Source organism: Affinundibacterium seohonense (assembly GCF_014284305.1).
Taxonomy (GTDB): Bacteria; Pseudomonadota; Gammaproteobacteria; order Burkholderiales; family Burkholderiaceae_D; genus Undibacterium; species Undibacterium seohonense.
This window is the reverse complement of record NZ_JACOFW010000002.1, coordinates 297,193-314,290: the sequence shown is the minus strand read 5'-3', so window position 1 is coordinate 314,290 and position 17,098 is coordinate 297,193. Positions and strand designations below refer to the sequence as shown.

Annotated in this window: 23 protein-coding genes; 4 read left to right on the top strand and 19 right to left on the bottom strand. The window is 45.5% G+C overall.

Going from position 1 to position 17,098, the window contains the following annotated elements; all coding sequences use genetic code 11:
• Positions 1 to 6: 6 nt before the first annotated feature.
• The 19 genes from rpsN to rpsL form a co-directional block, all read right to left on the bottom strand.
• Complete coding sequence (rpsN, locus tag H8K52_RS03475; protein WP_186892592.1) at positions 7 to 312, bottom strand: 30S ribosomal protein S14; 306 nt, start codon at positions 310 to 312, stop codon at positions 7 to 9.
• Between the two features lie 7 nt (positions 313 to 319).
• On the bottom strand, positions 320 to 859 hold the full coding sequence (gene rplE, locus H8K52_RS03470) for a 50S ribosomal protein L5 (RefSeq protein ID WP_186921439.1): 540 nt from the start codon (positions 857 to 859) through the stop codon (positions 320 to 322).
• A 4-nt stretch (positions 860 to 863) separates the two neighbouring features.
• Positions 864 to 1,178 carry a 50S ribosomal protein L24 gene (rplX, locus tag H8K52_RS03465; RefSeq protein ID WP_186921437.1) on the bottom strand — a complete coding sequence of 105 codons (315 nt, stop codon included), beginning with the start codon at positions 1,176 to 1,178 and terminating at the stop codon, positions 864 to 866.
• A gap of 9 nt (positions 1,179 to 1,187) precedes the next feature.
• Positions 1,188 to 1,556, bottom strand: a complete 369-nt coding sequence (gene rplN / locus H8K52_RS03460) for a 50S ribosomal protein L14 (RefSeq protein ID WP_016836029.1) — start codon at positions 1,554 to 1,556, stop codon at positions 1,188 to 1,190.
• 257 nt (positions 1,557 to 1,813) lie between these two features.
• Complete coding sequence (rpsQ, locus tag H8K52_RS03455) at positions 1,814 to 2,086, bottom strand: 30S ribosomal protein S17 (RefSeq protein WP_186892589.1); 273 nt, start codon at positions 2,084 to 2,086, stop codon at positions 1,814 to 1,816.
• Entirely contained in the window at positions 2,086 to 2,277 is a 192-nt protein-coding gene (gene rpmC, locus H8K52_RS03450) for a 50S ribosomal protein L29 (RefSeq protein WP_186892588.1), read from the bottom strand. Before rpmC ends, rpsQ begins: the two co-directional genes overlap by 1 nt.
• A gap of 13 nt (positions 2,278 to 2,290) precedes the next feature.
• Positions 2,291 to 2,710 (bottom strand): 50S ribosomal protein L16, encoded by a 420-nt coding sequence (gene rplP, locus H8K52_RS03445; RefSeq protein WP_186892587.1) that lies wholly within the window; start codon positions 2,708 to 2,710, stop codon positions 2,291 to 2,293.
• Between the two features lie 2 nt (positions 2,711 to 2,712).
• A complete protein-coding gene (rpsC, locus tag H8K52_RS03440; RefSeq protein ID WP_186921435.1) occupies positions 2,713 to 3,552 on the bottom strand; it encodes a 30S ribosomal protein S3 in 840 nt (279 codons plus the stop codon).
• 9 nt (positions 3,553 to 3,561) lie between these two features.
• Positions 3,562 to 3,891 carry a 50S ribosomal protein L22 gene (gene rplV / locus H8K52_RS03435; protein ID WP_186892585.1) on the bottom strand — a complete coding sequence of 110 codons (330 nt, stop codon included), beginning with the start codon at positions 3,889 to 3,891 and terminating at the stop codon, positions 3,562 to 3,564.
• A gap of 1 nt (position 3,892) precedes the next feature.
• Entirely contained in the window at positions 3,893 to 4,168 is a 276-nt protein-coding gene (gene rpsS / locus H8K52_RS03430; RefSeq protein WP_186892584.1) for a 30S ribosomal protein S19, read from the bottom strand.
• Between the two features lie 10 nt (positions 4,169 to 4,178).
• Positions 4,179 to 5,006 (bottom strand): 50S ribosomal protein L2, encoded by an 828-nt coding sequence (gene rplB, locus H8K52_RS03425; protein WP_186892583.1) that lies wholly within the window; start codon positions 5,004 to 5,006, stop codon positions 4,179 to 4,181.
• Positions 5,007 to 5,008: 2 nt separating this feature from the next.
• On the bottom strand, positions 5,009 to 5,320 hold the full coding sequence (gene rplW, locus H8K52_RS03420; RefSeq protein WP_186892582.1) for a 50S ribosomal protein L23: 312 nt from the start codon (positions 5,318 to 5,320) through the stop codon (positions 5,009 to 5,011).
• Positions 5,317 to 5,940: a 50S ribosomal protein L4 gene (rplD, locus tag H8K52_RS03415; protein WP_186921433.1), complete on the bottom strand. Its 624-nt coding sequence runs from the start codon at positions 5,938 to 5,940 to the stop codon at positions 5,317 to 5,319. The genes rplW and rplD overlap by 4 nt, the downstream gene beginning before the upstream one ends.
• Positions 5,941 to 5,943: 3 nt before the next feature.
• Positions 5,944 to 6,600, bottom strand: a complete 657-nt coding sequence (rplC, locus tag H8K52_RS03410; protein ID WP_186892580.1) for a 50S ribosomal protein L3 — start codon at positions 6,598 to 6,600, stop codon at positions 5,944 to 5,946.
• 243 nt (positions 6,601 to 6,843) lie between these two features.
• Positions 6,844 to 7,161, bottom strand: coding sequence for a 30S ribosomal protein S10 (gene rpsJ, locus H8K52_RS03405; RefSeq protein WP_186892579.1), 318 nt, complete (start codon positions 7,159 to 7,161; stop codon positions 6,844 to 6,846).
• A 185-nt stretch (positions 7,162 to 7,346) separates the two neighbouring features.
• Positions 7,347 to 8,540 carry an elongation factor Tu gene (gene tuf / locus H8K52_RS03400; protein WP_186921431.1) on the bottom strand — a complete coding sequence of 398 codons (1,194 nt, stop codon included), beginning with the start codon at positions 8,538 to 8,540 and terminating at the stop codon, positions 7,347 to 7,349.
• A gap of 84 nt (positions 8,541 to 8,624) precedes the next feature.
• On the bottom strand, positions 8,625 to 10,730 hold the full coding sequence (gene fusA / locus H8K52_RS03395) for an elongation factor G (protein WP_186892659.1): 2,106 nt from the start codon (positions 10,728 to 10,730) through the stop codon (positions 8,625 to 8,627).
• 126 nt (positions 10,731 to 10,856) lie between these two features.
• Positions 10,857 to 11,327: a 30S ribosomal protein S7 gene (rpsG, locus tag H8K52_RS03390; RefSeq protein WP_186921430.1), complete on the bottom strand. Its 471-nt coding sequence runs from the start codon at positions 11,325 to 11,327 to the stop codon at positions 10,857 to 10,859.
• Positions 11,328 to 11,507: 180 nt separating this feature from the next.
• Positions 11,508 to 11,891 carry a 30S ribosomal protein S12 gene (gene rpsL / locus H8K52_RS03385; RefSeq protein WP_186886132.1) on the bottom strand — a complete coding sequence of 128 codons (384 nt, stop codon included), beginning with the start codon at positions 11,889 to 11,891 and terminating at the stop codon, positions 11,508 to 11,510.
• Positions 11,892 to 12,537: 646 nt separating this feature from the next.
• Here rpsL and H8K52_RS03380 point away from each other — a divergent pair.
• The 4 genes from H8K52_RS03380 to H8K52_RS03365 all read left to right on the top strand — a co-directional run bounded on the left by H8K52_RS03380 (position 12,538) and on the right by H8K52_RS03365 (position 17,082).
• On the top strand, positions 12,538 to 14,097 hold the full coding sequence (locus H8K52_RS03380) for a phosphoethanolamine transferase (RefSeq protein ID WP_246464248.1): 1,560 nt from the start codon (positions 12,538 to 12,540) through the stop codon (positions 14,095 to 14,097).
• 73 nt (positions 14,098 to 14,170) lie between these two features.
• Positions 14,171 to 15,295, top strand: a complete 1,125-nt coding sequence (locus H8K52_RS03375) for an MlaE family ABC transporter permease (RefSeq protein ID WP_186921426.1) — start codon at positions 14,171 to 14,173, stop codon at positions 15,293 to 15,295.
• A gap of 4 nt (positions 15,296 to 15,299) precedes the next feature.
• Positions 15,300 to 16,160 carry an ABC transporter ATP-binding protein gene (locus H8K52_RS03370; protein ID WP_246464246.1) on the top strand — a complete coding sequence of 287 codons (861 nt, stop codon included), beginning with the start codon at positions 15,300 to 15,302 and terminating at the stop codon, positions 16,158 to 16,160.
• On the top strand, positions 16,150 to 17,082 hold the full coding sequence (locus tag H8K52_RS03365; RefSeq protein WP_186921422.1) for an MlaD family protein: 933 nt from the start codon (positions 16,150 to 16,152) through the stop codon (positions 17,080 to 17,082). The genes H8K52_RS03370 and H8K52_RS03365 overlap by 11 nt, the downstream gene beginning before the upstream one ends.
• The last annotated feature ends 16 nt before the right edge of the window (positions 17,083 to 17,098 follow it).

Below are 17,098 nucleotides of genomic sequence, written 5' to 3'. Positions count from 1 at the left end.
CTCCTATTACCAGCTAGCTTTAGTCATACCCGGGATTTCACCACGCATGGCGAATTCACGGACTTTAATACGGCCCAAACCGAACTTACGGAATGTGCCACGTGGACGACCTGTCAAAGCGCAGCGATTACGCTGACGAGTCGGATTAGAATTACGTGGCAATGCCTGCAACTTCAAACGAGCTAAATATTGCTCTTCTGGAGTTTTTGATTGGTCATCAATGATGGCCTTCAATTCGGCGCGTTTGCCAGCGAATTTCTTCACCAAATCTGCACGCTTTTGCTCACGATTAATCAGTGCCAATTTTGCCATGGCGACCTCAGTTTCTGAACGGAAATTTAAATGCGGCGAGAAGCGCTTTTGCTTCTTCGTCGGTCTTAGCTGTCGTAGTAATACTAATATTCATACCACGCAACGCGTCAATCTTGTCGTACTCGATCTCAGGGAAAATGATCTGTTCCTTAACACCGATATTGTAGTTACCACGACCGTCAAATGCGCGGCCAGATACACCACGAAAATCACGAACGCGTGGCAAAGCCACAGTCACGAAACGATCCAAGAATTCGTACATATGATTACCACGCAGGGTGACCATACAACCAATTGGATAGCCTTCGCGGATTTTGAAACCAGCGATAGCTTTACGTGCCTTAGTTACGACAGGTTTTTGACCTGCAATCTTCGTCAAATCGCCAACTGCGTGCTCGATAATCTTCTTATCAGCAATCGCTTCGGACAAACCCATATTCAGGGTGATCTTCAAGATGCGAGGAACTTCCATTGGAGACTTGTAAGAAAATTTCTCAGTCAAATCTGCAACGATTTTATCTTTATATAATGCTTGTAGACGGGCCATGACTTTATGCCTTCACAACTTCGCCAGTCGACTTATAGACGCGGACTTTCTTACCATCCACAACCTTAAAGCCTACACGGTCTGCTTTACCAGATGCAGCGTTAAACAACGCCACATTGGAAACATGAATCGGCATCACTTTATCCACGATGCCACCAACTGCTCCAGTCATTGGGTTAGGCTTAGTCGCTTTTTTAGCAACATTAACACCTGCAACAACAACGTAATTTGCATCAACGCATTGCTGCACTTGACCGCGCTTACCTTTGTCTTTACCCGTCAAGACGATGACTTCGTCGTTTTTACGAATCTTATTCATCACGACCCCTTACAGCACTTCAGGAGCAAGGGAAACGATTTTCATAAAGCGCTCAGTACGCAATTCGCGTGTAACTGGGCCGAAAATACGAGTTCCGATTGGCTCGAGCTTTGCATTTAACAACACTGCAGCATTGCTATCGAACTTAACCAAAGAGCCATCTTGACGACGAACACCCTTAGCAGTACGAACAACAACTGCATTGTAAATTTCACCTTTTTTCACGCGACCGCGTGGAGCAGCGGATTTCACTGTGACTTTAATAACGTCACCGATCCCTGCATAACGACGCTTAGAACCGCCCAATACTTTAATGCACAAAACTTCGCGCGCACCAGTATTGTCAGCCACTTCTAGCCGGCTTTCTGTTTGAATCATATTGTTCTCTTTCCCAACTTAATCCACACAATCCGCACACTGCAAATCTGTAGTCAGTCTTGGTCCCGCCAGCCAACTCTTTTATTGTCAGACGCCTTAGAAGCACAAATAACAATGCACGAGTCAACCGATTAGGTGGACGATTTTTTAACCACTCTCAAATTACTAGCCTGAGAGACATTTAAGCTGTCATTTGCAACGATTGCAAATGACAGCTCATCATTATTACATCAAAAAACGATTGCTGCAACAACTATTTATAAAACTGGCGCAACTTGTACAACGCGAGTCAATGTCCAGGCTTTAGTTTTAGAGATTGGACGACCTTCTTGAATCTCGACTGTATCACCGGCTTTTGCTTGGTTAGCTTCATCATGCGCATGATATTTCGCAGTACGCACGATGATCTTACCGTACAAAGGATGCTTAACGTGACGTTCAACTAGTACTGTCACTGTTTTGTCCATCTTGTCGGAGACAACTTTGCCAATCAATGTGCGCTTCAGGGCAACTTTAACTTGATCGTTCATTATTTGGCATCCTTCTGATTCATGACTGTTTTAACTCTGGCGATGTCACGACGAACTTTTTTGAGTTGCGAAGTGTTATTCAACTGTTGCGTTGCGATTTGCATACGCAGACTGAATTGTGCCTTCAACAAATCATTCAATTCTTTCGTCAAAGCTGCGGAGTCTTTGCCTTGGAGTTCAGATACTTTCATTTACAACTCCCTATTAAGTGCCGACTTGACGTACGACAAACGTTGTCAACAATGGTAATTTAGCAGCGGCTAAGCGGAAAGCTTCGCGTGCCAGCGCTTCATCAACGCCATCCATTTCGTACAACATTTTGCCTGGTTGAATCTCGGCTACGTAGTACTCTGGATTACCCTTACCATTACCCATACGAACTTCAGCTGGTTTCTGAGAAATTGGCTTGTCTGGGAAAATACGGATCCAGATACGGCCACCACGTTTGATATGACGAGTCATAGCACGACGTGCAGCTTCAATTTGACGTGCTGTAATACGGCCACGTGCAATTGATTTCAAACCAAACTCACCGAAAGAAACTGCTGTACCACGATCATGGGAAATACCCTTGTTGCGGCCTTTTTGTTCCTTACGATATTTTCTACGTGCTGGTTGCAGCATGATTATTCTCCTGCTTTCTCAGCTGGTGCCGCTGCGCCGTCAGCTGCTTTCGTGCGAACACGTTTAGCTGCTGGAGCTGCTGCTGTACCAGTTGGCGTTTGACCTTCAGGGCGCTTTGCACGAGGACGGCTATTTGGCTTGCCATCTTCGCGACGTGGGCCACGACGTTTTTTGTCGTCTTCTGGCGTAGATTCGATCACTGGAGCGTCGCCATTAGCTAAACGATCACCTTTGTAAACCCACACTTTAACGCCAATAATACCGTATGTCGTAGATGCTTCACTTGTACCGTAATCGATATCAGCGCGCAAAGTATGCAGAGGCACGCGACCTTCGCGATACCATTCTTTACGAGCAATTTCGATACCGTTCAAACGACCACTAGACATGATCTTGATACCCTTAGCACCCAAACGCATTGCATTTTGCATCGCACGTTTCATCGCGCGACGGAACATAATACGTTTTTCGAGCTGCTGAGAGATAGAATCAGCGATCAATTGAGCATCGATTTCTGGCTTACGAATTTCTTCGATATTTACGTGCACTGGCACGCCCATAATCTTTGCCAAATCCGCTTTCAAGGATTCGATATCTTCGCCTTTTTTACCAATCACAACGCCTGGACGGGAGCTGTAAATAGTAATACGTGCATTTTTTGCCGGACGCTCAATAGTGATACGACCTACTGATGCATTTTTCAATTTCTTTTTGAGGTACTCACGTACTTTGATATCTTCGTTGAGCATAGTGGCAAAATTTGCATTGCCAGCATACCAGCGTGAAGACCAATTACGTGTTACCGCTAAACGGAAACCGGTTGGATGTATCTTCTGTCCCATCGTGACTCCTTAGTTACCAACAGTCACATAAATGTGACAGGATTGTTTAGAGATACGATCACCACGACCTTTTGCGCGCGCTGTAAAGCGTTTGAGAATTGGTCCTTTTTCGACATAAATCGTCGTAACTTTCAATTCATCGATATCGGCACCATCATTGTGCTCGGCATTAGCAATTGCTGATTCCAAGACTTTCTTAATGATAGTCGCGCCTTTTTTCGGACTGAAGGCTAAGATGTTTAATGCTTGATCGACTTTCTTACCACGGATCAAGTCTGCTACCAAGCGACCTTTTTGCTCGGACAGACGTACACCCTTCAATATTGCTTTGGTTTCCATATTATCTCTTCGCTTTCTTATCCGCGATATGACCTTTAAATGTGCGAGTCAATGCGAATTCGCCCAATTTATGGCCTACCATGTTTTCAGAAACGTACACTGGTACGTGCTGCTTACCATTGTGTACAGCGATAGTCAGACCGATGAAATCAGGCATGATTGTCGAACGACGTGACCAAGTCTTAATTGGCTTTTTGTCTTTATTTGCTTGCGCAGCTTCGACTTTCTTTACCAAATGGGCGTCGCAAAACGGCCCTTTTTTAGCTGAACGTGTCATGTGTTACCCCTTATTTCTTACCACGGCGTGAAACGATCATGGAAGTCGTACGCTTGTTGCGACGTGTCTTCTTACCCTTAGTTTGCTGACCCCATGGAGAAACTGGATGACGTCCTGCTGCTGTCTTACCTTCACCACCACCGTGTGGGTGATCGATAGGATTCATGACAACACCGCGAACTGTCGGGCGAACACCGCGCCAACGCATCGCACCAGCTTTACCAATTTTACGGAGGTTATGCTCACCGTTACCGACTTCACCGATAGTTGCACGGCATTCGATATGGATACGACGAACTTCACCAGAGCGCAAACGCACTTGAGCGTATGTACCTTCGCGAGCCATCAACACCACACCAGCACCAGCAGTACGAGCAATCTGCGCACCCTTGCCTGGCAACATTTCTACGCAATGCATAGTTGTACCGACTGGGATATTGCGGATTGGCAAGCAGTTACCAGATTTGATTGGCGCTTGTGAGCCATTCATAACCTGATCACCAGCAGCCATACCTTTGGATGCAATGATGTATGCACGTTCACCATCCGCGTAGCACAACAAAGCAATGTGCGCCGTACGGTTTGGATCGTATTCAATGCGTTCAACTTTCGCAGGAATACCATCTTTAGAACGTTTAAAATCGACTAAACGATAGTGCTGCTTATGACCACCGCCGATGTGGCGAGTAGTGATATGACCATTGTTGTTACGGCCAGCAGTTTTATTTTTCTTTTCCAACAAAGCAGCAAACGGACGACCTTTATGCAAGCCTTCAGTTACCACTTTAACCATACCACGACGGCCTGGTGAGGTTGGCTTCATCTTAACGAGTGCCATGCTTATGCCCCCTCGGTAAAGTTAATTTCTTGACCTGGCTTCAAGCATACAAAAGCGCGTTTTGTATGATTGCGACGGCCATTAAATTTACCAGTACGTTTTTGTTTGCCCAAGCGGTTAGCTACTTGCACAGATTCAACTTGAACCTTAAACAGCAACTCAACAGCAGCCTTGATTTCTGGCTTAGTTGCATCTGGCATAACCAGGAAAACAACTTGCTCGTTTTTCTCTGCAACCATAGTTGCTTTTTCAGAGATCACCGGAGCCAGCAACACCTTCATCAGGCGTTCTTCACTATGCTTGATTACGCTCATGCCAGCATCTCCTCAATCTTTGTCAAGGCCGCTTTAGTGATCAACACTTTCTTGTAGAACACCAAAGAAACTGGATCAGCATAACGTGGCTCAACAACCAAAACGTTAACCAGATTGCGAGCAGCCAACATCAAGTTTTCGTTGAAGTCTTCAGTAATAATCAATACTGAATCCAAGCAACCCATTGTCTTCAATTTTTCAGACAACAACTTAGTTTTTGGTGCATCAACAGTCAGACTGTCAACAACATTCAAACGACCTTCACGAGCCAACTGAGACAAGATCGAGCAGATACCTGCGCGATACATCTTCTTGTTAACTTTGTGAGAGAAGTTCTCATCAGGAGAATTAGGGAAAGCGCGACCGCCTCCACGCCACAATGGGGAAGATGACATACCAGCACGAGCACGACCCGTACCTTTTTGACGCCATGGCTTCTTGGTTGTGTGGTGAACTTCGTCACGACCCAATTGTTTGCGGTTACCACTGCGAGCATTCGCTTGGTAAGCAACAACAACTTGATGGATCAAGGCTTCATTGTAATCACGCCCAAAAATAGTATCTGGTGCAGCGACGTTAGAAGCAGATTGACCGTCTGAATTTAGGAGCTTCAGTTCCATAGATTAAGCCCCCTTCTTTGCTTTAACTTTAACAGCTGGCGATACAATCACCTGACCGTTTTTCGCGCCTGGAATAGCACCTTTCACCAACAACAATTGGCGATCAGCATCTACACGAGCGATAACAAGATTTTGCACTGTACGCGTAACATCACCCAAGTGACCAGTCATGCGCTTACCTGGGAAAACGCGACCAGGATCCTGCGCCATACCGATAGAACCAGGTACATTATGTGAACGTGAGTTACCGTGAGTTGCACGACCAGATGCGAAGTGGTGACGCTTAATAGTACCGGCATAGCCTTTACCAATTGTCACACCTTGCACGTCAACTTTTTGACCAGCTTCGAACAAGCCAACAGGCACAACATCGCCCGCTTTCAGTTCAGCAGCTTTAGCAGCGTCAACACGGAATTCTTTTAAGACAGTACCAGCTTCCACGCCCGCTTTTGCGAGGTGACCTGCAGCCGCTTTAGTTACACGGGATGCACGGCGCTGACCGAATGTTACCTGAACAGCGGAGTAACCGTCTGTTTCAGGAGTTTTGATTTGTGTCACGCGGTTGTTTGAGACATCTAATACTGTGACTGGAATTGAATCACCATCATCAGTAAAAATGCGCATCATACCAACCTTGCGACCAACTAGGCCCAAGCTCATTGTTTTCTCCATTCTCACCTACGATTGGGTGAGGCTGATGTTTAGAAACTTACTTTTAAGACTTAAAAATAGACAGGCAAAAGCCTATCAAAATCTAAGCCTTCGATTGTAACCCGAAAAATTTCCACTTACAAGAAAAATTTATTTGAAAATGGAAAATTTTATGGTATGTCAGTTTTTTCTGATTTCTTGATAATCACTTCGATTTCAAGCAATCATCAATTCATCGAGAAGTATTACTGATTATTGCAATTTGATTTCTACGTCAACGCCTGCTGGCAAGTCGAGTTTCATCAATGCATCAACAGTCTTGTCCGTTGGATCAACGATGTCCATCAAACGCTGATGCGTGCGGATTTCGAATTGATCACGGGAAGTTTTGTTGACGTGCGGGGAACGCAAAACGTCGAAACGTTGAATACGTGTTGGCAAAGGAACTGGGCCTTTAACAACAGCGCCGGTACGCTTAGCTGTTTCTACGATTTCCAAAGCTGATTGGTCGATCAACTTGTAATCGAACGCTTTCAAGCGAATACGGATTTTTTGATTTGCTGTAGACATGATATTTCCTGTAAAGAACGGGCCACAATGCGGGAAAGTGGCATTTTTAACAAAGAGCGATTACTAAAAAGTACGGCTGTCGAGCTAAAAAAGCACGACAGCCGACTAGTGTACTACAAATTTCGAATTATTCTAAATTTTATCGTTGAATCCAGATTTAGGATCTTCGATAATTTTTGAAATAATTAACCAGCGATAATCTTAGCAACAACACCTGCACCAACAGTACGACCACCTTCACGAATCGCGAAACGGAGACCTTCTTCCATCGCGATCGGGTTGATCAACTTAACTGTGATAGAAACGTTATCACCTGGCATAACCATTTCTTTATCTTTTGGCAACTCGATTGAACCAGTTACGTCCGTTGTACGGAAGTAGAACTGTGGACGGTAGTTGTTGAAGAATGGTGTATGACGGCCACCTTCATCTTTAGACAAAACGTAGATCTCGCCTGTGAAATGATCATGCGGCTTGATTGAACCTGGTTTCGCCAAAACTTGACCACGTTGAATATCTTCACGCTTAGTGCCGCGCAACAATACACCAACGTTATCGCCTGCTTGACCTTGGTCGAGCAATTTGCGGAACATTTCAACACCAGTACATGTTGTTTTTACTGTATCCTTAATACCAACGATTTCGATCTCTTCGCCGACTTTAACGATACCGCGCTCGATACGGCCAGTCACAACTGTACCGCGACCAGAGATTGAGAATACGTCTTCTACTGGCAACAAGAATGCGCCGTCAACAGCACGTTCTGGAGTTGGGATGTATGAATCCAAAGCATCAGCCAATTTCATGATCGCTTCTTCGCCCAATGGACCCTTGTCGCCTTCGAGCGCCAATTTTGCGGAACCTTGGATGATAGGCAAATCGTCACCTGGGAATTCGTATTTAGACAATAATTCACGAACTTCCATTTCAACCAATTCCAACAACTCAGCGTCATCAACCATGTCGCATTTGTTCAAGAAAACGATGATATATGGAACACCAACTTGACGTGCCAACAAGATGTGCTCACGTGTTTGTGGCATTGGACCGTCTGCTGCGGAGCAAACCAAGATCGCGCCGTCCATCTGAGCAGCACCAGTAATCATGTTTTTAACATAATCAGCATGGCCTGGGCAGTCAACGTGAGCATAGTGACGACCTGCTGTTTCGTATTCTACGTGCGCTGTATTAATGGTAATACCGCGCGCTTTTTCTTCTGGAGCTGCATCGATCTGATCGTATGCTTTAGCTTCGCCGCCAAATTTCTTAGACAATACTGTCGCAATCGCTGCTGTCAATGTCGTTTTACCGTGATCCACGTGACCAATTGTACCGACGTTAACGTGCGGCTTGGTGCGTTCGAACTTACCTTTTGCCATTTTATTCTTCCTTCAAAAAGAACGATTAGATTAATTACCTACTCCACTTACATTTGATAAGCAGAGCAGGATTTCCGATTTAAATTACTTAGCTTTTGATGTAACGATTGCGTCGATAACATTCTTCGGTGCTTCAGAGTAGTGCTTGAATTCCATAGAATAAGTCGCACGACCTTGAGTCGCTGAACGCAAAGATGTTGAGTAACCAAACATCTCAGACAACGGCACTTCAGCTTTAATGATCTTACCGCCACCACCAGCAATCTCATCCATACCTTGAACCATACCGCGACGTGAAGACAAATCACCCATCACTGTACCAGCGTAGTCTTCTGGTGTTTCCACTTCGACGGCCATCATTGGCTCCAGAATAACTGGGCTTGCTTTACGGCAACCGTCTTTAAATGCCATCGAACCCGCCATACGGAAGGCGTTTTCGTTGGAGTCAACGTCATGGTATGAACCGAAGAACAAAGTGACTTTAACGTCAACCACTGGGTAACCAGCCAACACACCAGAAGTCAATGTTTCACGTACACCTTTTTCAACTGCAGGGATGTATTCACGTGGAACTGTACCACCTTTGATCGCGTCAACGAATTCGAAGCCTTTACCTGGTTCTTGCGGTTCGATCTTCAATACAACGTGACCGTATTGACCACGACCACCAGATTGCTTAACGAATTTACCTTCGATTTCTTCGCATGTTTTGCGGATTGTCTCGCGGTATGCAACTTGTGGCTTACCGACAGTTGCTTCCACGTTGAATTCACGCTTCATACGGTCAACGATAATATCCAGATGCAATTCACCCATACCAGCGATAATTGTCTGACCAGATTCTTCGTCAGTACGTACGCGGAAAGATGGATCTTCAGCAGCCAAACGGTTCAATGCCAAGCCCATTTTCTCTTGATCTTGCTTAGTCTTTGGCTCAACTGCTTGAGAAATAACTGGCTCAGGGAAAACCATGCGCTCTAACACAACGATCGCTTTTTCGTCGCACAAGGTATCGCCAGTTGTTGTGTCTTTCAGACCAACCACCGCAGCAATATCACCCGCCAACATTTCCTTGATTTCTTCACGTTGGTTTGCATGCATCTGCACCAAACGACCAATACGCTCTTTTTTCTCTTTAACAGAGTTATAAACCGTATCACCAGAATTCAAAGTACCTGAGTAGCAACGCACGAAGCATAATTGACCAACGAACGGATCAGTTGCAATCTTGAACGCCAAACCAGAGAATTTCTCTGTATCTTTAGCTTCACGAACTACTGGCTCATCATCTTCATTCGTACCAGGAACCGGTGGAATATCTACTGGAGATGGCAAGTATTCAACGACCGCATCCAACATCGCCTGAACGCCTTTGTTTTTAAATGCAGTACCGCACAACATTGGAACGATTTCAGAAGCGATCGTACGTTGACGCAAAGCAGTTTTAATTTCAGCTTCAGACAAATCGCCTTCTTCAAGGTATTTATTCATCAACTCTTCACTAGCTTCAGCAGCTGCTTCCACCATGTTTTCGCGCCATTTTTTAGCATCAGCTAACAAATTCTCAGGGATTTCGCCGTATTCAAACTTCATACCTTGCGATGCCACGTCCCAGATGATCGCTTTCATCTTAACCAAATCGATCACACCTTCGAACAAATCTTCAGCGCCGATAGGCACTTGCAAAGGCACTGGATTTGCCTTCAAACGCGCACGCATTTGATCGTACACTTTGAAGAAGTTCGCGCCAGTACGGTCCATCTTGTTGACGAATGCCAAACGTGGAACTTTGTACTTGTTAGCTTGACGCCAAACTGTTTCGGATTGTGGCTGAACGCCACCGACTGCACAGTAAACCATGCAAGCGCCATCCAAAACACGCATAGAACGTTCAACTTCAATCGTGAAGTCAACGTGGCCTGGCGTATCAATAATATTAATGTGGTGCGGTGCGAAGTTATTCGCCATACCACTCCAGAAGCAAGTTGTCGCAGCGGAAGTAATAGTAATACCGCGCTCTTGCTCTTGCTCCATCCAGTCCATGGTAGCCGCGCCATCATGCACTTCACCGATTTTGTGATTTACACCGGTATAGAACAAAACACGTTCGGTTGTCGTGGTTTTACCAGCATCAATGTGAGCCGAAATACCGATATTACGGTAGCGCTCAATGGGGGTCTTACGGGCCATAGCTATTCCTAAATCTTTTAATGGACAAAACCGAGCGCAATTTTCATGAAGAAATTACGCCCGGCCTGATTCAATATTCTTACCAAAACCATTGCAACGACACCACAATGGTCTCTCACTTTACGATTAGAAGCGGAAGTGGGAGAAGGCTTTGTTGGCTTCAGCCATACGATGCACTTCATCACGTTTCTTCATTGCACCGCCGCGACCTTCAGCGGCTTCCAACAATTCACCAGCCAAACGTTGCGGCATAGATTTTTCGCTACGCTTGTTTGCTGCTTCACGCAACCAACGCATAGACAAAGCCAAACGACGAACTGGACGAACTTCAACTGGAACTTGATAGTTAGCACCACCAACACGGCGGGATTTAACTTCAACCAATGGCTTAGCATTGTTGATTGCAGTTGCGAACACTTCCAATGGATCTTTACCAGATTTAGATTGGATGTGATCAAACGCGCCATAAATGATGCCTTCAGCAACAGACTTCTTGCCAGACAACATCAACACGTTTACAAACTTAGATACTTCAACATTACCGAATTTTGGATCCGGCAAAATGTCCCGCTTGGGGACTTCACGACGACGTGGCATTTCAATTCCTTTCAATCTTCAGTTGAGCGGTCAATAACAAATTTATTAACGCTCGCGGTAAGCCATCATAGCCACCACTTACTCGGCTCATTCGAGACCGACACCTATCCGAATTACGGAGATTTTACAGAGGTTAATTTACAAGCTGATTACAAAACAAAATTCTAGTGAACTAGAAAATTACTTCTTAACAGCCTTAGCGCGCTTAGAACCATATTTGGAACGAGCTTGCTTACGGTCTTTAACGCCTTGAGTATCCAAAGCACCGCGAACCATATGGTAACGTACACCTGGCAAATCCTTTACACGACCACCGCGCAACAAAACTACGCTATGTTCTTGCAAGTTATGGCCTTCACCGCCGATATACGAAATAACTTCGAAACCGTTGGTCAAGCGTACTTTGGCAACTTTACGCAAAGCCGAGTTAGGCTTTTTTGGAGTTGTCGTATAAACACGGGTACATACGCCGCGTTTTTGCGGGCTGTTTTCCAGCGCCGGAGATTTGCTCTTAACCACTGCAGAAACACGTGGTTGGCGAATCAGTTGATTGATGGTTGGCATCGTTTTTAATCCAACAAAATACAACGTTAAACACACGCCCGGAAACGGTTGCCCGGGCACTTAAAATCTATATATTCACTCGCAAACTAAGCTTGCCAGCTCTCGAACATCTATACTCACTCACAAATTGGCAGTGCGTAAGAATAAACTATATAAAATCGAGAACTCGCGAGTGTACACCTTTAATTTAGGCAAAGTCAATGAAAAACAATGAAAACAATCACTTAGCATCATATCTGAATCGGCGTTCCGAACCAAATTCCCTATGAAAACAATAAAAATGGTAAGGCGCAAACGCGAGTTGGCTTTTCAGGTTTAGAATGCCCTCCACTTCAGCCGACTAAAACACTTCAACCGCCTATTTTTTTGAATGAACCGCCTTTCTCGAACGTCTCCAATACTGCTACTCATTAGTTATTTCCTCATTAGTTGTCTGCCTTTTTTGGCTTATGTTTTTGGAAAACCCGTTGAGCATCCGATTCGAATTTTGGTGTACGAAGCGATCTGCTGGTTCATTTTATGGGCAGTGCTCCAAGGTCCTCGATGGTTCCACTACCTTTTACTGCCAGCATTTGTAGCAATTCCTGTCGAGATCTATTTGCGCATGTATTTTGGACAAGGAATCTCCACACACCATTTGGGAATCATGACCGAGACTAGCCCCAAAGAGGCAATAGAATTTTTAGGGAATAAGATTTGGCTATTGATTTTTGTTGTTAGCACTACATTAGCCTGGTGGTGGTCACTGCTCAAAGTCGCCATTCACAATCGTCACTTGGACTGGCGTGGTTCGAGCCGTTGGATATGCCTGACGGCATTAGTGTGCATTGCAATCGTTTGGGGGTATGGCGCTAAAGTTGGGGTTGCCAGTGCGTCAATAGCAGATCGAAGCAGTGCAATGACAAAAGACTACTCGCACCAAGGCTCAATGAGTGTCGGTTCATGGACTGCCTTACAAGAATTTTTCGACAAACAAGAACCATTGCCTATTTGGGTCGAACCCTTGTATGACTTAGAGAGTTTCTCTCGCAGTTGGCCAATGGGAATTTGGGCGCGTAGCTGGGATTTTTATCAAGAACGCCAATATCTTGCAGTTTTGAGTGAAAAGAATCGACTTTTTCGGTTTCAAGCGGAACAAGCTCCAGGCAACGACTTTCAACAAACCATCGTTGTCGTCATTGGCGAATCCTCACGCTATGATCGTTGGAGTCTAAATGGGTATCACCGGCTCACCAATCCGCATCTCGGCAAAGAAGACAACCTAGTTAGCTTCAGCGATATGATTACATCAGTCGCAGCGACCCGACTTTCCGTACCCGTCATAACAACACGCAAACCCGCCACGCAAAGTCTAAAAGCGGGATTCAGTGAGAAGTCTTTTTTAAGCGCCTATAAAGAAGCGGGTTTTAAGACTTTCTGGATTTCCAATCAGATGAGTTTTGGTCAATTTGACACGCCGACGTCGGTGATAGCGAAAGAAGCAGATGTCACCCAATTTCTCAACCTCGGCGGCTTCACCAACAAATCTAGTTACGATCAAATTTTACTGGCGCCGATGCAAAAAGCCCTAAGTGATGATGCTCCAAATAAACTGATCGTAATTCACAGCCTTGGTAATCATTGGAATTACAGCCATCGCTACCCACAGGATTACGACAAATGGAAACCATCTTTATTTGGCGTCGCCAATCCAGCTTATACCAATTTGAAGAACAAAGAAGCCCTAAACAATAGCTATGACAATTCAAATTTGTACAACGATTGGGTATTGTCGCGCATGATCACGCAACTTAAAGCGGTACCGCATATGACTGCGCTTTGGTATGTTTCAGATCATGGACAAACGCTTTATGATGGCAGTTGCAATCTCGCTTTTCATGGGCACAACACCCAATTTGAATTTCATATCCCTGCGTTTGTTTGGTATTCAGATCAATATGCGGCACAACACCCGGAAAAAATTCACCAGTTAAAAGCCCATCAAAACGCCAAACTTACTACTGAAAACGTATTCCATTCCATCGTCGACATGGTCGATATTCGTTATCCTGGAGAGCAATTGGAACGCAGTGTGTTTAGTCCGAAATGGACTTATCACACCCGCTATGTGGATAGCTACGGCTGGACCCACTACGATGATTCGCATTTAAAAGGGGACTGTCGAGAAGTCATTGATAATGGAACGCCATTGGTTCAGGATAAATAAATTCAGAATCACTGATTCATTTTATCTTTTGATATAAATTGCTCAGCTTGCCTTTGTGACTTACACTTCTACCATGCGCCGCGACTCCACCCCCACTTTGCTTTTTCTCAACGATGGAAAAGCGACTGTTCAAATTCATGGAGCCTGGCTCACCGATTTACTGGTAGAGCCAAGCTTAATGCAGGCCATAAACGCGAGTCTGCAGACGACACAAAATAAGCCAGGATTACATTGGGATTTGCGCCAACTCAGCGCACTTGATCACATTGGCGCTCAATTATTATGGCTAAGCTGGGGCAAACGCTTTCCCGCCAATTTACAAGTCAATGAGCATCACCAAGCATTATTCAATCGCTTAGCGGAAGTGCAAGCAATACCTGTGCTGGAGCCACCCAAGCCTGTGGTGCCACCATTTGGCAAACTGGGACGCTTATCTTTGAACTTTGCCTTGCACGTCATCGGCATTATCGAATTAATCGGTCAGCTCATCCTCGATTTCGGGCGTCTAGTTCGTCATCCTACGCGAGGCCCGTGGAAAGAAATTTCTGCCAATATTTATCGTACAGGTTTTCAGGCAATGGCAATCACCGCTTTGGTTGGTCTGCTCATTGGCGTTGTACTCTCGTATCTATCTGGCCAACAATTGCGTAATTATGGTGGCGACCTTTTCATCGTGAATCTACTCGGCATCAGCATTATTCGCGAACTCGGTCCTATGCTGGCAGCGATCCTCATCGCGGGTCGCTCTGGCTCGGCCATTACCGCGCAATTGGGCGTGATGAAAGTCACTGAAGAACTCGATGCTATGCGGGTGATGGGAATTCCGGTAGGTTTTCGGCTGATTATGCCCAAAGTCATTGCGTTGGCAATCACCATGCCTCTCATTGTGATTTGGACTGATGTCATGGCCTTGATTGGTGGCGCCATTTCAGCGCAATTTATCCTCGATATGTCACCCGGATTTTTCCTACACAAACTACCTGACGTTGTCAGCTTGGGCAATTATTGGATAGGCTTAGGAAAAGGCGTGGTTTTTGGTGTGCTGATTGCAATTATCGCTTGTCACTATGGGCTAAGAATCAAGCCGAATACAGAAAGTCTTGGACAAGGCACCACCAGTTCAGTCGTTGTCTCGATTACTTCTGTCATTATTGCCGATGCTTTTTTTGCCGTTCTGTTCCGCAATGTCGCTTATTAATCGTATGCAAAACCAAACTGATCCGGCGCTCACTGAATCTGTCATCGAGATAGCGCACTTGCGAACCCAATTTGGTCGCACGGTAATTCATGATGATTTAAACTTACAAATTCACCGAGGAGAAATTTTCTCTATAGTTGGCGGCTCTGGCTCAGGAAAAACCGTATTGATGCGTCAGATATTAGGACTAGAAGTACCAAAAAGCGGCTCCATCAGAGTTTTTGGGGACGATATCCATGCGCCAAAACAGCAGCATCTTGAACATTTGCGCCGCCGTTCTGGCATGTTGTTTCAACATGGCGCCCTGTATTCCGCCTTAAACGTCATCGAGAATGTGGCTCAACCCCTGCGCGAACTTGGTAATTTGCCGGAATCCTTGGTCATGGATATCGCCTATCTAAAATTACACATGTCTGGCATAGGTTTCGAACACGCAAAAAAAATGCCATCCGATCTATCTGGCGGCATGATTAAACGGATTGCCTTGGCGCGTGCGATTGCGCTTGATCCAGAGTTATTATTTCTCGATGAACCAACCGCAGGTCTAGATCCAGATAGTTCAGACGGTTTCGTCAATCTGATTCAGTCACTCCATCAATCACTTAAACTCACGGTTGTGATGGTCACGCACGATCTTGACACCTTGTTTGCCCTATCATCACGGATAGGCGTGATTGCCGATAAAAAGATGATCGCCGTTGGGAGTGCGAGAGAAGTGACACAGGTTCAACATCCATTTATTCAAACCTACTTCCGTGGTGGTCGCGGCATCCGCGCAATGGAAGTTTTACCGCAAGCGGCTATCAAGCAGGATCGGACTACGCTTGATACCGATACAGAATCAGGAGTCAATGATGGAAAGTAAATCTCATGCCCTCATCGCCGGCGTGTTCGCGATCGGTCTGGCAATCCTTGCCGGCGCGCTGGCACTGTGGCTAGGCAAAGATGAAATTCAGCGCACGCCCTATACGATTGCCACACAACTCAAAGTATCGGGCCTGAACATTCAAGCCGCGGTGCGTTATAAAGGTATTAAGGTAGGCAAAGTCACGGACATCGATTTTGACAGCAAAGTACCAGGACAGCTCTTACTCAATCTTGATATCGTTTCCGATACGCCCATCACGCAATCTACCTACGCGACCTTGGGCTATCAAGGTGTCACTGGCATCGCGTTTATTGAACTAGACGATGACGGCAGCAAACCAGCTGCGATCGTGCGTGATCCACTGTTAGGGGCGAGAATTCCTTTACGGCCCGGTTTATTGCAGGAAGTTGAAAAACACGGGGTGGCTATCTTGAATCAAACTGAAGAACTGAGTAAACGACTCAATGCTTTATTGGATCAAGACAATCGCGCATCGCTCGCGAATACAGTGAAACAAATCGGAAAAACAGCCGCTGCATGGGAAGCTCTGCCAGCAAAACTCGATCCAGTGTTGACCAGTTTGCCGCAAACCATCAACCACGCACGAGAAAGCGCTCTGGCGTTTAAGCAATTCGCTGAGAACGCAAAAAATACCAGTAGCAATTTAAATCAATTGATAACCAATCTTCAAGGCGAAAACGGCAGCATAGCGCGTGTAAGCAAGAACCTCGAGCAAGTGAGCCAAAACCTACAGTACGAGACTTTACCTGCCATGAATAGCCTCATCCTCGACGCTGGAGGAGCTTTGCGTGGCATCAATCGTAGCACTGAGAATTTTAATGATCGTCCGCAAAGTTTGCTGTTTGGCCCGAAGCCGATTCCGCCAGGGCCAGGCGAACCAGGCTTTAAAAATAATTAGGCTTATCCCAATCAAT